The organism is Streptomyces xinghaiensis S187 (genome assembly GCF_000220705.2).
In the GTDB taxonomy this organism is placed as follows: domain Bacteria; phylum Actinomycetota; class Actinomycetes; order Streptomycetales; family Streptomycetaceae; genus Streptomyces; species Streptomyces xinghaiensis.
Map to the genome: position 1 here is coordinate 4165605 of NZ_CP023202.1, position 13668 is coordinate 4179272.

15 protein-coding genes and 1 tRNA gene are annotated in these 13668 nt (G+C 68.4%); 4 read left to right on the top strand and 12 right to left on the bottom strand.

Features of this window, described 5'->3' with window-relative positions:
• Positions 1-335: 335 nt before the first annotated feature.
• The 3 genes from SXIN_RS32920 to SXIN_RS17915 all read right to left on the bottom strand — a co-directional run bounded on the left by SXIN_RS32920 (position 336) and on the right by SXIN_RS17915 (position 4048).
• A complete protein-coding gene (locus SXIN_RS32920; RefSeq protein WP_475360448.1) occupies positions 336-2963 on the bottom strand; it encodes a tetratricopeptide repeat protein in 2628 nt (875 codons plus the stop codon).
• 22 nt (positions 2964-2985) lie between these two features.
• Positions 2986-3351, bottom strand: coding sequence for a hypothetical protein (locus SXIN_RS17910; RefSeq protein WP_019711841.1), 366 nt, complete (start codon positions 3349-3351; stop codon positions 2986-2988).
• A gap of 325 nt (positions 3352-3676) precedes the next feature.
• Positions 3677-4048 carry a GIY-YIG nuclease family protein gene (locus SXIN_RS17915; RefSeq protein WP_238153797.1) on the bottom strand — a complete coding sequence of 124 codons (372 nt, stop codon included), beginning with the start codon at positions 4046-4048 and terminating at the stop codon, positions 3677-3679.
• Between the two features lie 662 nt (positions 4049-4710).
• On the opposite strand from SXIN_RS17915, the gene SXIN_RS31300 reads away from it, so the two are divergent.
• Positions 4711-5178 (top strand): hypothetical protein, encoded by a 468-nt coding sequence (locus SXIN_RS31300; protein WP_157916301.1) that lies wholly within the window; start codon positions 4711-4713, stop codon positions 5176-5178.
• 25 nt (positions 5179-5203) lie between these two features.
• Here SXIN_RS31300 and SXIN_RS31305 read toward each other — a convergent pair whose 3' ends face one another.
• From SXIN_RS31305 to SXIN_RS17935, 5 genes are all read right to left on the bottom strand, one after another.
• On the bottom strand, positions 5204-5773 hold the full coding sequence (locus SXIN_RS31305) for a hypothetical protein (protein WP_157916302.1): 570 nt from the start codon (positions 5771-5773) through the stop codon (positions 5204-5206).
• 393 nt (positions 5774-6166) lie between these two features.
• Complete coding sequence (locus SXIN_RS17920; RefSeq protein WP_019711839.1) at positions 6167-7369, bottom strand: IS110 family RNA-guided transposase; 1203 nt, start codon at positions 7367-7369, stop codon at positions 6167-6169.
• A 290-nt stretch (positions 7370-7659) separates the two neighbouring features.
• Positions 7660-8055 (bottom strand): hypothetical protein, encoded by a 396-nt coding sequence (locus SXIN_RS17925; RefSeq protein ID WP_019711838.1) that lies wholly within the window; start codon positions 8053-8055, stop codon positions 7660-7662.
• Positions 8052-8405, bottom strand: coding sequence for a hypothetical protein (locus SXIN_RS17930; protein ID WP_157916303.1), 354 nt, complete (start codon positions 8403-8405; stop codon positions 8052-8054). Before SXIN_RS17930 ends, SXIN_RS17925 begins: the two co-directional genes overlap by 4 nt.
• Positions 8405-8809, bottom strand: a complete 405-nt coding sequence (locus SXIN_RS17935; RefSeq protein WP_019711836.1) for an ATP-binding protein — start codon at positions 8807-8809, stop codon at positions 8405-8407. Before SXIN_RS17935 ends, SXIN_RS17930 begins: the two co-directional genes overlap by 1 nt.
• 213 nt (positions 8810-9022) lie before the next feature.
• Here SXIN_RS17935 and SXIN_RS17940 point away from each other — a divergent pair, with 213 nt between their 5' ends.
• Together SXIN_RS17940 and SXIN_RS17945 are read left to right on the top strand one after the other, a co-directional pair.
• Complete coding sequence (locus SXIN_RS17940; RefSeq protein WP_019711835.1) at positions 9023-9331, top strand: putative quinol monooxygenase; 309 nt, start codon at positions 9023-9025, stop codon at positions 9329-9331.
• Positions 9328-10551 (top strand): helix-turn-helix domain-containing protein, encoded by a 1224-nt coding sequence (locus SXIN_RS17945; RefSeq protein WP_019711834.1) that lies wholly within the window; start codon positions 9328-9330, stop codon positions 10549-10551. Before SXIN_RS17940 ends, SXIN_RS17945 begins: the two co-directional genes overlap by 4 nt.
• A gap of 137 nt (positions 10552-10688) precedes the next feature.
• Here SXIN_RS17945 and SXIN_RS17950 read toward each other — a convergent pair.
• A tRNA-Arg gene (locus SXIN_RS17950) sits at positions 10689-10764 on the bottom strand.
• Between the two features lie 231 nt (positions 10765-10995).
• Positions 10996-11469, bottom strand: coding sequence for a MarR family winged helix-turn-helix transcriptional regulator (locus tag SXIN_RS17955; protein ID WP_019711833.1), 474 nt, complete (start codon positions 11467-11469; stop codon positions 10996-10998).
• A gap of 72 nt (positions 11470-11541) precedes the next feature.
• On the opposite strand from SXIN_RS17955, the gene SXIN_RS17960 reads away from it, so the two are divergent.
• Positions 11542-11916 carry a cupin domain-containing protein gene (locus SXIN_RS17960; protein WP_019711832.1) on the top strand — a complete coding sequence of 125 codons (375 nt, stop codon included), beginning with the start codon at positions 11542-11544 and terminating at the stop codon, positions 11914-11916.
• Positions 11917-11972: 56 nt separating this feature from the next.
• Here the strand turns inward: SXIN_RS17960 and pspAB are convergent, their stop codons facing one another.
• Both pspAB and htpX read right to left on the bottom strand, forming a co-directional pair.
• On the bottom strand, positions 11973-12611 hold the full coding sequence (pspAB, locus tag SXIN_RS17965) for a PspA-associated protein PspAB (RefSeq protein ID WP_019711831.1): 639 nt from the start codon (positions 12609-12611) through the stop codon (positions 11973-11975).
• A gap of 148 nt (positions 12612-12759) precedes the next feature.
• A complete protein-coding gene (htpX, locus tag SXIN_RS17970) occupies positions 12760-13668 on the bottom strand; it encodes a zinc metalloprotease HtpX (protein WP_039824460.1) in 909 nt (302 codons plus the stop codon).

The following is a 13668-nucleotide window of genomic DNA, read 5'->3' on the forward strand; positions in this document are numbered from 1 at the left end:
GGTGAAGCCATGAGCACGCGGAATCGAAACGGCCGGGTTTCTCTCTGGCTGTCCCCGCTCTGCCCCGTACCAGGCTGGGGGTGAGGAGTCCCGTGCCTGGACACGCCAAAGGGCCGGCCTGGGAGGTAGCCCCTCCTGAGCTGGCCCTTTTCGCTGTGCCCCCGGCAGGATTCGAACCTGCGACACCCGCTTTAGGAGTTCGATCCGAGCCGACTGCGGCGGCTGTTGTCGACTGGTGAGACGGCCGGACAGGAGTGCTGGTGTACGCCCCCGTCCGAAGTCGTTGATGTCAGCCCTGGATGTCAGAAGCCGTAGCCCTAATTAATTGGGGACGGTCATAGCGGTTGCTCACGAGTGTCTACTGGAGGTTGATAGTCGGGTGTGGTTGGCGGGGTTGCTGCATCTGGTTGCGGTACCACGTCGCGGGCAAGAGCGAGGTTGTTGCGGGCAAGGAGGGTGTGGGGGTGGTCGGGGCCCAGAACCCGCTCGTGGTCGGCCAGGACCTGCTCACACAGGTCGAGAGCGTCTTGGAGCCGCCCGGACTTGCTGTAGGAGACGGCGAGGTTGTGGCGGGCACGGAGGGTGTCGGGGTGGTCGGGGCCCAGAACCCGCTCGTGGTCGGCCACGACCCGCTCGTACAGGTCGAGGGCGTCTTGGAGCCGCCCGGCGTTGCTGTAGGAGTTGGCGAGGTTGTTGCGGGCAAGGAGGGTGTGGGGGTGGTCGGGGCCCAGAACCCGCTCGTGGTCGGCCAGGACCTGCTCACACAGGTCGAGAGCGTCTTGGAGCCGCCCGGCGTTGCTGTAGGAGTTGGCGAGGTTGTTGCGGGCACGGAGGGTGTCGGGGTGGTCGGGGCCCAGAACCCGCTCGTGGTCGGCCAGGACCTGCTCGTACAGGTCGAGGGCGTCTTGGAGCCGCCCGGCGTCGCTGTAGGAGACGGCGAGGTTGTTGCAGGCACTGAGGGTGTCGGGGTGGTCGGGGCCCAGAACTCGCTCGCGGTCGGCCACGACCCGCTGGCGCAGGTCGAGGGCGTCTTGGAGCCGCCCGGCGTTGCTGTAGGAGTTGGCGAGGTTGTTGCGGGCAAGGAGGGTGTGGGGGTGGTCGGGGCCCAGACCCCGCTCGTGGTCGGCCAGGACCTGCTCACACAGGTCGAGAGCGTCTTGGAGCCGCCCGGACTTGCTGTAGGAGACGGCGAGGTTGTTGCGGGCAAGGAGGGTGTGGGGGTGGTCGGGGCCCAGAACCCGCTCGTGGTCGGCCAGGACCTGCTCACACAGGTCGAGAGCGTCTTGGAGCCGCCCGGCGTCGCTGTAGGAGACGGCGAGGTTGTGGCGGGCACGGAGGGTGTCGGGGTGGTCGGGGCCCAGAACCCGCTCGTGGTCGGCCACGACCTGCTCGTACAGGTCGAGAGCGTCTTGGAGCCGCCCGGACTTGCTGTAGGAGACGGCGAGGTTGTTGCAGGCACTGAGGGTGTCGAGGTGGTCGGAACCGTGGATGCCACTACTGAGACGGACGGTCGTCTCGTCGTACTCGATCGCCTGCTGATAAAGGCCCGCTTCGGTAAGGCTGTCGCTCACCGTGTAAATGCACGGGTGGGTTGAGGGCTGCCACAGGGCCGGGCGGGTGCTCTGGTCGAGGTGGACCGCGTTGGCGCGCAATAGGGCGGCCAGTTCCCGTTCCTCGTGGTCGTGGCGGGGCCACAGGCGGGTGATCGCGTCGGCGGCGGTCCGGGCTGTGGTGTGCAGTGTGCCGTGCGGGATGGTCTCCCGCACGGCGCGGGCGGTCAGGGCGTGCATGCGCAGGGGGGCGGTGGCGGTGTCCTGGGTGATCAGGGCGTAGGTACGCAGCAACTCCAGCGCGTTGTGCACCTCTGCTTCGGTGACGGGCGGGTGGTGCTTGCGTAGCCAGCGGCGTTGTGGCGGGCGGGCGGTGCTCAGGTAGCTGAGGGCTGCGGGTGTGGTCCATGCGGTGGCGGGGTGGCCGAGGGGGTCCATGAGGGATGCCAGGTGCAGCAGTGGCCGGGCCAGCCGACCGGTGTCAGCTTCCTCGACCGCGTCGAGGGCGAGCAGCAGTGAGGCGGTGACAGGCCGCCCGTAGCCTTCCGCGTCCGCACTTGCCGGCAGCAGATCGCCCAGCCGGTTGCTGGTGTCGCGCAGCAGAGTCAGGTAGTCCGCCATGGTGAGCCGCTTGTTGATGAGGTACGCGGCAGCATGGCCGAGTGCGAGGGGGAGACGACCGAGTTCGACCGCCAGTGCGCCTACCCGGCCGGGGTCGTGCAGGTGAGCATGGCCGGCATCGGTGAGCCGACGCTGCAGGTAGGCGCGGGCCTCGGCATCCGTGTAGATGCCGAGCCTGATCAGGGCGCGGCCCTCTCCGCTGAGCTGGGCGTCCTCGCGTCGGCTGGTGGCCAGGACCCAGCCGCGGCCGCCCCCGCTGTCGGGCCACCATTCCCGGACGGATACGGGGTTGGTGATGTCGTCCAACGCCACCAGCCACCGCTGCTCGGTCGCTGCCAGCCACTGCAGAAACAGTCGCGCCGCCCCGTCTTCGTCGTCCGAGGACGCCCCGGGCAGGCGCAGCCGCTCGGCCGTCTTCGCATAGGCGCTGATGACCTGGTCGGTGCTCGCGGCACGGACCCACAGCAGCACGTCCAGTCCAGCCCCAGCAGAACGCTCCTGATCCCGAAGCTCCCGCGCCAACGATGCCGCAAGCTGGCTCTTGCCCACCCCACCAGGGCCGGACAGTACTACATCACGGCCTCGGTCACGCGCCGCCCTGACCTTCTTCAGCACGTTCGTGCGGGGCTGGAAAGCTGCGGCAGGGCGCGGCACATCCCCCACCCACACCGGCCATTCAACCAACGGACCTTGCACCGGCGAGGGGTGCACATGCATGTCCCCCGCCACCTGAGTCACGTCCCCCTGCGTTGTCGCCTGCTGACGTGCACGGCGCTGCCCCGAACCACCCATCACCCTCCCCGGCTCCCTTGCCTCAGGCCCGGTTCCCGCCGACCTGATCGATGTCCCCCGTGCCGTTGGAACGCGCCTTCTGCCGCACGTCCTCACGCACCGCAGCACCCGGCGAACCGGCACCCGTGCCCGCACTCCCGCCCGTCTGGGTGATCCTGCCCCCACCGCGCGCCGACTGCCGCACCCGACGCCCCCCGACCTCACCGGCCTGCGACGCCCACCAGCCCAGCGCGGCCAGCACCCCTGCCGCCACCAGACCCGCCACAGGGCCGATCACATCCCACGGATCGCCACCCCCCTTCGACAGCACCGCCCACGGCACCGCCACCGCAGCGAACGCCGCAGCCGAACCCACCACCGCCACAAGCCACCGCAGCGCAGTCTGCACAACAACCCCCGAGAAGATTCAGGTATCAGCCTCCGGACCAACCATGCTGCACCGAGACACCCTCACCCACCGCACGAACCCGCAATCCCCAATCAGCCATCCCGCGGCACCGTGCCACTGCGGACGCGGCTGTCTCGATGAGTCGGTCATGACCTGTCTTCTTGCCCTGGGCCTTGCCAGGGATCTTGGTGAGCTGGGTATTCGCTGGTCAGTGGCGGTGGGCCCGTGCGCCTAGTGGTCGTCGTTGGTCGACATGGTCGCTGTCGAGCGCCCTCGGACGGCCCAGAGACGGCCCAGGCAACGATCCGTCGGCTCTTTGGTCGGCCTACGAGCTGACGGGCAACTCCTTTGCTCGCTGGCGTGCTTGGGCCCGTATCTCCTTCAGGCGGCTGTGGAACGCGTTGTGGCGGTTCTGGTCGAGGTTCAGTGGTAGGTCGAGCTGAGAGATGAGCTGTGACTCCAGGTCCCAAGGTTCGCTCCGCTCGATCCAGCAGACTCGCGCGTTGTCCGCCATCCACTGGCTCAGGGTGGCTTCGCCCGCCTTGCCGAAGGTCATTCGCTTGCCGCTGCCAACGCGGCGCAGCTCAAGGCCGAGCAGGCAGCCGAGGGTGAGCCGCAGGGTCGAGCCGGCCGCGTTGCCCCGGTAGTGGTAGCGCACCCGCTTGCGCAGGTTCTGCGTGCTGGTCCGGTTCGCCATGTACCGCGGTGCTATCCCGACGTAGAGCAGGCGCCCAGCGCCCAGGTCCGAGTGGGGCGGCTGCACAAAGTGCCACCCGTAGACCCCTGCCGCCGCCGGGACAGGGCTCGGACGCACCAAGACTTCCTGCGCCGACCACAACCGATGGGGACTGACGAGAGCGGTCGCTTCCACGAAGCCTCCAGACGTGCCGCAACTGACCGTCGCAGGCTACTGGTCAGCGCCGACAGGGCATTGGGGGCTGTGCAGTCGCGTGACATCAGCTTGGGAAGCCTGGCGCCCCTTTGTCGACGGTCTCTGCTGGTCACCGGTCACGCGGCGGTGCTGAGCCCACTGATGGCCTTCTGACACGGATATGGCACGCGGGCCATATCCGACATCTGCCTTGTAAGGGCGGAACTGCGGGCCGGCGGAGCCGAGCAGGTCACCACCGGTTCGACGGGGGCCCAGCTCAGCGGGCTACCTCGACCGCGGCGAGCCGTCGTTCACCGTGACTGACCGCACGTTGTGGCATGCGTGTGGCACGGGACCTCCTCAATGCGACTACGGAACGGGGTGGCCCCCTATAGGTCGCCTGCCCTGGACGTGCCCGAAGCGGTCGGCTATCGAACCGTCTCTCGAAACTCCCAGCGAGCACGGTGTGGACTTCATACTCTGGCTGCGTGGCTGATGTGTGGGCCCTTCTTCAAGGGATCGGTGCTGGCGCCGGGATGGTGGCGTTGGGGATTCAGGCTGGAGTGGGCTGGCGACGGCGGCACGCTCCACGCGACGTCGATGGCCTGCGGCAGTTGCTAGACACTGCATATAGTCACGTGCTACCGATTGCATCGCGGCCCGTCAACGGGAGCGCTTCCCTGGATCTTGTTGAGAATGATGCCGCCGTGATGGCAGTGATTGACATGCCGCGTTATGCCGGGCGGCTGAAAGATCCGGTCCTTGCTTCAGCGGTCCGGGAAGCGGGCCTCAAATACCACTTGGCCTTCGCGCTGGGCTCAAATCTAAACAGACCTTATAGTGAACGGGATCGAACCCTCATCGATCGCCAGAATCAGGCAGCGCAGGAAGCCATGGACGCGATCCGGAGAGCTGTTGACCGTCTCGATCAGATCGAACGTCGGCTGCGCCCTTGAGGTGGGCGGTGTCTCAATGACCGAGTCATGGTGAGTCGCGAAGCGCAGACGACGCAAGGGCAATGAAGGTGGTGTAGTCACGACGACGCTGTTCATCGGCGGCTAGGTAGGCAGCTTGAGGGACTGATGAGTCACGCCCCTCACCTATGGCCTCGATCCAGTCCGTTGCGGCGCGGAACTGTGCTCCTACCGACCCAACCAGCGCAGTACATGCATCAGCGCCCTCATCTGGCCCCCAGACACTCAGTTGCACAGCAGTTGTTGCCAGGAGCGGCTGAAGTCTGACGAACAGGTCAGCAATTCCTGACTGGGGCGTTCTGCCTTGAGCGAGCTGCACTTCCATCTCACCCAAGGCGCCCACTATTTCCATGGTTGCGTCGAGAGCGGTCATCCAGGCGGCTTTCCGGTGCTCGCGCGCCCATTGAGCATGCTCGGCATCTGCCTGTACCTTCACTGCTTCAACTGCTTTTAGCGCTCCCAGCTTGGCTCCCTGCCACGCACCAACCGCACCGATCAGAGAACCGATGAGTGCACATGCTCCAGAGAGCAGTGCCACTGTGCCTTCATCCACCATCTCAGCGTAAGTCAGTCTCACACCTGCCCCACCACTCTCCCCAGCTCCCATCCCGTCTGCCGTCGACCCACACACCGTGGAGCGGGCGGGGCCCCGGGCGTCCAGGTGGAGCGCGCCACTGTACGAACGACCTGGACGCCCGGGGCCACGTCTGCTCGGCTCTGCCTGGGGCGACGGCAGACGGGATGGGAGCCCCCACGCACGCCACCAACTTCCCGGCACTCGCGTACGGCGCCCCGTCCATCCCGGAGCCTGAGCGCCCCTGCCGGAGGCATCCATCTCTGAGGTCTGGCGGCTGATCGCTGTGAGCGCGGGCCGGGCGCCGGCCGGGGTGGAGCGGGACGGAGGCAGGAGCGCAGGCCCGGCCGGGGGCCGGGCCGCGCGCGGTGAGCGGAGCGAGTCTCAATGATGAAGTCAAGCTGCCTGTGTGACTGGCGGGGTGGGGGTGAAGATCCGTCCGTCACGTAGGAGTGCCCACAGCACATCGGTCCGTCGGCGGGCCAGGGCGATGATGGCCTGGACGTGTTTGCAGCCCACGGCGCGCTTCTTGAGGTAGAAGTCCCGGTTCGGTCCTTCGCGGATGATGCTGGTCTGCGCGGACATGTAGAAGACCCGGCGCAGACGGCGGCTGTAGCGCTTGGGTCGGTGCAGGTTGCCGGTGCGGCGTCCGGAGTCACGTGGCACCGGCACCAGTCCGGCGGCCGAGGCGAGGTGACCGGCGTCGGCGTAGGCCGACAGGTTGCCGGCAGCGACGACGAACTCGGCTCCGAGTATCGGGCCCATGCCGGGCAGGGACTCGATGATCTCCGCCTGTGGGTGGCTGCGGAATGTCTCGCGGATCTGCTTGTCGATCCGTTTCAGCCGGTCGTCCAGGTCCAGGATCTGCCTGGCAAGGTCGGCGACGATCTGTGCGGCGACGTCCTCCCCGGGCAGTGCGGTCTGCTGGGCCTGTGCGGCTTCCAGAGCGGTCGCGGCCACCGCGTCGGCGCCCCGGATACTGCGGTTGGCCAGCCAGGCCGTCAGCCGGGCCCGGCCACGGCGGCGGATGGCGGCAGGTGTCTGGTAGCCGGTCAGCAGCACCAGCGCACCCTTGTGCGCCGAATAGTCGTAGGCCCGCTCCAGCGCGGGAAAGACACCGGTCAGCACATCACGGAGCCGGTTGATCATCCGTACCCGGTCGGCCATCAGGTCACTGCGGTGGGCAGTCAGTAATGCGAGGTCGGCGGCGAGCTGGGCCGGTACGTCAATCGCGGCGAAGTCGCTTCGGTGACGGGCGGTCTCGGCGATGACATAGGCGTCGCGGGCGTCGGTCTTCGCCTCACCCCGGTAGGCGCCGGACATGCGGTTGACCGTGCGGCCGGGCACGTAGACGGCCCTCTGGCCGTGCGCCGCGAGCAACGCAAGCAGCAGGGCGGACGAGGTCCCTGAGATGTCCACCGCCCAGCGGACCTCCTCTGCCAGCTCCAGGATCTCGCCGAGCGCGGTCAGGATCGCCGACTCGTCGTTTTCGATCTTCTTCGACCACAGGGTCGCGCCGGTCTCATCGACCGCCGCCGCCCAGTGATGGCCTTTGCCCGCGTCGACGCCCGCCCATACGCGGGCCCGTGGCTTGCTCACTTGCCCTCCTCGCACCGCACAGCAGTCCGTCGGCCCGAAGAACACCCCGCTGTCTGCTCCGTAAACAGCGACCGCCATAAGGCGCGCACATCTCAATCAGCAGCCAGGGTGCCCCGAAGGGCGCGGCGGCCACTCGCTCCGAGCCACATCCGGCAAGCCGCCTTGAGCCACACCCCGCCCTTCCGGGCCGCCCAACAACTTACGGAGCCGCCTTGAACCCGTACTGAAGATTTCTACTCAGTGGCGGTGTGGCTGTTGTCCGGTCCCGGTAGATGCTTGACGCTCCGGCTTCAGGTTGTGGTGGGCCGCTGGTTGAAGAGCAGGGCGCATGGCGGGAGTTCTCGGCTTTGGCGGTGTGCCAGGGCGAGGAACAGGGCTGGGCGTGCGGTCCACTCGATGCGGGTGTCTGCCTGGCTGATCGTGACGGTGCACAACTCGCCGTCGGACAAGGCCTGAGCGTCGGTGCGGTGCCCTGTGGTGAGCCAGGCCTCAGCCTTGGTGGCGGCTTCTGCGTCGAGTGACGGGCTGATCGTGCGGAGCGCCACCCGGATCCAGTTGATGGCCTCGGTTGCCGTGGTGGCGTCGAAGGAGGCGAGGAGGACTGGGGCTTGGCCGGTGGCTGCGGTTTGGGCCCAGCATTCGCACCAGTAGCCGCGGGTGAGGGTGCTCTGTGGGTGGTGAGTCATCGCGGGCTTCCCGTGGGGTGGGCCGACAGGATGTAGCGGGTGGCGTCCTCGGTGAGGGCGAAGGAGTACGGCTCGCCCCGGGAGAGGGTGGCTAACGCTCGTTCGTTTTCGGCGTGGTCGTGGATCCAGTGGCGGGTCGGCCGGGCTGCCATCGGGTCGAGCTGGTCGGCGATGTGCCGGGCTCGGCCGTGCAGCCAGCGCATAGCCAGGCGGGGAGTGCTCGCGAGGTGGTGGCCGAGCTGGAAGGTGCGGCCGTCTGCGGGGGTGTAGGCGATGGCCTGGCACCAGCAGTCGGCCGCCGTGATGCCGAGCGGGAGTCGGCAGGCTGTCTGTTGTTCGTCGGCTGTCATCAGCACCGGTGCTCTTCGCCGCGGGGCATGGGGAGTTCGGCGGCGATGGTCCGGCCGCGGTGGTCGCCGTGGACCTCGACCCGCTCGGCGAGTGCGGCGACGATGCCGAGTCCTCGGCCGCAGGTGGCTTCGGTGCTGGGGTGGTGGAACTCCGGCTTGGTGTCCGTGGTCCCGGCGTCGGTCACTGAGACGGTGAGGGCGTGCGCGGTCTGGTTGAGGGTGACGTGGAAGGTCCCGGCTGGGGTGCCGCTCGTGGTGTGGCGGAGGGCGTTGGTCGCCAGCTCGCTCACGATCAGTTCTGCCGTTGCTGCGGTGGTCGGGTCGCTGAGGCATTGGACGGTGAAGCGGCGTGCGTTGTGGATCTCTTCGGGCTGGCCCGGGAAGGTGCGGTGGTATGTGGGCATGGCATTCCTCCATGGCGCTCACCTGCGGCTTTCCTGTTCGGTCGGGCCGTTGTGCTGACCCGGACCAGGCTGAGCCGTACAATAAGTACTAGCACCGTACCCGGCGTGTGAGTACCTGAAGTGCCAGATCGCACTATTAGTGCGGGTGGCAGGGGTGAGACGTCACTCGAAAGCGGGAGGTGCCCCAGGCAGCCATAGGAGGGAGACCGCGAGATGTTCGGATTGATGGTCCGCTTCACCTGCAAGGACGAGGAAGCGGCGGCCGGGTTCGACGCGCTGGTTGCGCGGACCGGTGAGCAGATCAAGGCCCATGAGCCCGGAACGCTGATCTACACCGTGCACCGGGTGGAGGGCCGGCCACTGGAGCGCATCTTCTACGAGCTCTACCGGGACGAGGCGGCTTTCCAGGCGCATGAGGAGCAGGACTACGTGAAGGCGTTTCTCGCTGAGCGTGAGCGTTATCTGTCCTCCACTGAAGTCGATCGCTTGGACTTTGTGTCCGGCAAGGGTGTGGCGGTGTGAGTCCCGACTATGAGAAGGCGCTCGGGCGCAAGATCGCCTTCAACCGCAAGCGCCGTGGCTTCTCCCAGAAGGAGTTCGCCGCTCTCCTGGACCGATCGGAAGCCTGGGTCTCCCAGGTGGAGCGCGGGGTTCGGCGCATCGACCGGATGACGGTCCTGGAGAAAGTCGCCGACGTCCTCGACGTGCCGCTCGCCGAGCTGGCCGCCGAGGCGCCCGTCGTCGCGTCGGCCGCCGTGGAGCCGCCCGGCGCCAGCCGCCTCCGCCTGGTCCTGAGCACGGCCCACTCCCTCAAGGCGATCCTCGGGCAGCATGACGAGCCGGACATTCCCGCGCTCCGATCCCAGGTGGAACGCGCCTGGACGCTGACCCATGAGGGCAACTACGCCGATCTCTCCGAGCTGTTGGCCGAGCTGGTGCCCGCCTTGGAGGCGGCCGTGCGGTCGGCGCCGGAGCCGGAGCGTCCCGAGTTGTTCCGGCTCCTGGCCGGCATGTATCACACGTGCAGTGCGGCGCTGGCGAACATGGGGGAGCCGGAAGCGGCCTGGATCGCCGTGGACCGTTCCGTCGTCGCCGCCGAGCGGGCCGGTGATCCGCTGCTGATGGCGGCCGGGGAGTTCCGTCTCTCTATCGTCTTCCTCGGCGCCCGCCACTACGGCCAGGCAGCCCAGGTCTCAGGCACCGCCGCCGACGCCCTGCAACCGCTGGCCGAGTCCGGCGACGTGCAGGCCGTCGCCCTCCGCGGGGCCCTGACCCTGCAACGCGCCGTCGCCGCCGCCCGCGCCAACCAGGCCGATGACTCCTACGAGTACATCCGGCAGGCCCGGGACATGGCCGAGCGGGTCGGCCCCGGCCGCAACGACTACAACACCGAATTCGGCCCCACCAACGTCGACTTGCACGAGATCGCCGTCGCCGTGGACCTCGGGGACGCCGGAGTCGCGCTGCGGACGGCCGCCCGGGTGGATGCTTCGTCCCTGTCGTCCGAGCGGCAGACGCGCTTTCAGCTCGACGTGGCCCGGGCGCACGCCCAGCGGCGCCAGATCGCCGAAGCCGTGACGGCCGTCCGTGCGGCACAAGACCTCTCGCCCGACATCGTCCGCGCCATGCCTGCGGTGAAACAGCTCGTGGCCGACCTGCTGACCATGAGCCGGGCACCGTCGGAGGAACTGCGGTCACTGGCAGCCGAACTTGGCGTACACGAAGCTGCCTCCCGCGCCTGAAGTGCGGTCGGCGCCCGGCAGGAGGGCATCAACCACGTGGATCGTGCTCAGGGATGTCATAGGCGTGGGTGACCACCGCCGATGATGAAGTGAACGCCAAAACGCCCCGGACCATGATCGGTCCGGGGCGTTTTGGCTGGTGCCCCCGGCAGGATTCGAACCTGCGACACCCGCTTTAGGAGAGCGGTGCTCTATCCCCTGAGCTACGGAGGCTGGGCTGTGGCAGCGGGCCCGGTGAGGGGCTTCGCCGCCGCGGTCAGTGTAGCGGGTGGGGGTCCGGGGGCCACCGGGTTGCCCCAGCGGATGGTGACGGTTGCCCAGCGCCGCCTCTACGGCCACGGACGATCACCGAGCAAGCCGCCGGAACGGTCCGCACCCTCCAGTGCAGCGGGTGTTCGGTGCGCTCCGCCGGATGGCCTCGGTCGTTTGAGCAGCAGGAGAACGTCACCAGACGGGGCGCAGTGGCGGGATCGAGTCGCCCGCCAACGTGCGGATGATGGCCGCGAGCTCGGCTCGGGGGACCTCCAAGCCGGCCTCGTGCAGGCGCTTGGTCAGCTGTGCTTCGAGCTGGTGCAGGATCCTTCCGGCCACGGCCAGGTGATCCGTCGCCTTGGGCGTCAGGACGACGAGCTTGCGCCGTCCACCGGCCGGGTGGGGTCGGCGCTCGACGTATCCCCGCTTCTCCAGGTCGTCGAGGATCTGGCCGGCGGCCTGCTTGGTGACCCCGAGGCGCTCGGCGAGTTCGCTGCTCGTGGCGCCGTCGCCGTGGAGCACTTGGAAGACCAGGCCGTGCATGGGGCGGAGGTCCGCGTAGCCGGCGGCGTCCAGACGGCTGACGAACTCGGAGAGGACCACCTGGAAGGCCATCCCGAGCAGGAAGGTGAGCTCGGTGCGCTCGAGGGGCTCGTTGGTCTCCATCGGCTCATCTTGACACACTCGTATAAAATCTCTTTACTCACTTGAGTAAAGTTGCTTTATACGGGAGGTTTCATGCACGTGGTCAGTGAGAGCGAGCAGCGGACGACCACCACGCCCGCCGGCTCCATGTATGGATTGGCGGGTCCCAGCCAGGGCAGCGCAGAGGTCAGCACCTGGCGTGTGGAACTTGGCGCGGACGCATCCACCCCGGTGCACGTCATCGATCGCGAGCAGGTGTGGATGCCTCTGTCGGGTGTGTTCGAGGCCCAGGTGGACGGCAGGACCGAAGAGGTCGGTGCCGGTCAGGCACTTATTCTTCCCGCCGGGGCGGTGCGGCTGCTCAAGGCCGTCGGCGGCTCCGCGGAGGCCCTGGTTGCCATGGCCGTCGGGGGCATGGCCATGCTGCCCGGCAGTGACAAGAGGATCCCTCTGGCCTGGGCGGAGTGACTCCGCGGGCGGGCAGGCACATCCGCCGGGCGGCCTTCCGAGCCGGGCCCGCCCCGTCACAGCCCCGGGGCGCCCCAGAGGGGGAACCAGCGGCTCAGGTCTTCCTCCAGGCGGAGGTCGTCCTTGATGGCTGCCTTGATCTGGAGTTCCAGCGGGTTGTCGCGCTTCTCTCCGGGGAGGGGCGCGAAGGGGTAGAACGTGCCGCGCTTGTAGAGGTACACCAGCGCGAGCGGGCGCTGTTCGGTGTTGCGGAAGGTGACGAGGGAGCAGAGCAGCTGCGGGCCGAAGCCGCTGTCCTGGAGGGCGGTGTTCACCGCGTGCAGGTCGTTGACGAGGGCGGGCAGTTCGTCCGGGGCGCGGCGGGACAGCAGCCAGGAGTACCCGAAGTCGTCGCGGATCAACTCGACCGGTACGCCGCCGCGTTCGGAGTCCGCGTCCAGGAGGGCCTGGACCTCCTGCCGGACCTCGGTGAACGCGCCGCCCTCGATGGTGGCGAAGCACACCGAGCCCGCTCCGGTCGGGGTGAAGCCGGCGGCCGCCTGCAGGGTGATCGCCGCCGAGGGGAGGCCGAAGAGCTGGTCGAGGTCGGGCCGTACGGGTTTGCTCCGGCCGAGCAGGGCGTTCCAGAAGCCCGGTGTACCCCGGCCCCGGTCCCGGCTCCGGGCCTTCCCCGTGGCGTCCCGGCTTCTTCTCATCGTGGGCCTGCTCCTTTCCGGGGCGACGGCGCGTCGGACTGCCGCCGGTTGTCGTGAGCCCTGTCGCAACGAAGTGCCAGGTTCGGGTCCGGGTCTGCCCCGGTTCCGGCCTCGGTCCGGGGCTCCGCCTTCGCCGTCCTCCCCGTTCTCACCGCCGCTCACCGCCGCCGCCCAGTTGTGCGGCGATCTCCTCGAGCGCGTCCAGGCGGCGTTGCAGGGTGGGATGGGTGGAGAACATGTTGGCCACCGCCGTGCCCGGGCGGATGGCGGGGGTGAAGAAGAACGCGTTGAACGCCTGGGCGGTGCGCAGGTCCCGGGTGGGGATCCGGGCCACGTCGCCGCTGACCTTCGTCAGCGCCGAGGCCAGGGCGGACGGCTTGCCGGTGAGCATGGCCGCGGCCCGGTCGGCGGCGAGTTCGCGGTAGCGGGAGAGGGCCCGGATGAGCAGGAAGCTGAGGGCGTAGACGAGCGCGGAGACCGCCATGACCACCGCCAGTACCGCCGCCGTGTTCTGGTCGCGCCGGCCGCCGAACAGCTGCGAGTAGAAGGCGAAGCGGACGACGAGTCCGGCCAGCACGCCCAGGAACGAGGCGATGGTGATCACCGCCACGTCCCGGTGCGCCACATGGGACAGCTCGTGCGCGAGGACGCCTTCGAGTTCCTCGGTCTCCAGCCGTCTCAGCAGCCCGGTGGTGACGCAGATGACGGCGTGGTCCGCGTTCCGGCCGGTGGCGAAGGCGTTGGGCAGGTCCATGTCGGAGACGGCGACCCGGGGTTTGGGCATGTCGGCGGTGGCGCACAGCCGGTCCACCACCCCGTGCAGCTGGGGCTGCTGTTCCGGGGTGACGAGGTGGCCGCGCATGGCGTAGAGGGCGATCCGGTCGGAGAACCAGTACTGCGCCCCCAGCAGCCCCGCGGCGATGACGATCACCAGGATCAGGGATTCGAGCAGCACGATCAGCGCGGCGACGAACGCCACGTACACCAGTCCGAGCAGGAACATCGTGAGCGCCATACGGGCGGTCAGCCCGCGGTCGGGCTCAAAACGGCTGCGCAT

What these genes read in the sequence shown, in the direction of transcription:
- SXIN_RS32920 (WP_475360448.1), bottom strand. Translation starts at nt 2,963, where the DNA reads ATGGGTGGTTCGGGGCAGCGCCGTGCACGTCAGCAGGCGACAACGCAG.
- SXIN_RS17915 (WP_238153797.1), bottom strand. Translation starts at nt 4,048, where the DNA reads ATGGCGAACCGGACCAGCACGCAGAACCTGCGCAAGCGGGTGCGCTAC.
- SXIN_RS17925 (WP_019711838.1), bottom strand. Translation starts at nt 8,055, where the DNA reads ATGACTCACCACCCACAGAGCACCCTCACCCGCGGCTACTGGTGCGAA.
- SXIN_RS17930 (WP_157916303.1), bottom strand. Translation starts at nt 8,405, where the DNA reads ATGACAGCCGACGAACAACAGACAGCCTGCCGACTCCCGCTCGGCATC.
- SXIN_RS17935 (WP_019711836.1), bottom strand. Translation starts at nt 8,809, where the DNA reads ATGCCCACATACCACCGCACCTTCCCGGGCCAGCCCGAAGAGATCCAC.
- SXIN_RS17940 (WP_019711835.1), top strand. Translation starts at nt 9,023, where the DNA reads ATGTTCGGATTGATGGTCCGCTTCACCTGCAAGGACGAGGAAGCGGCG.
- SXIN_RS17955 (WP_019711833.1), bottom strand. Translation starts at nt 11,469, where the DNA reads ATGGAGACCAACGAGCCCCTCGAGCGCACCGAGCTCACCTTCCTGCTC.
- SXIN_RS17960 (WP_019711832.1), top strand. Translation starts at nt 11,542, where the DNA reads ATGCACGTGGTCAGTGAGAGCGAGCAGCGGACGACCACCACGCCCGCC.
- pspAB (WP_019711831.1), bottom strand. Translation starts at nt 12,611, where the DNA reads ATGAGAAGAAGCCGGGACGCCACGGGGAAGGCCCGGAGCCGGGACCGG.
- htpX (WP_039824460.1), bottom strand. Translation starts at nt 13,668, where the DNA reads ATGCGCAGCCGTTTTGAGCCCGACCGCGGGCTGACCGCCCGTATGGCG.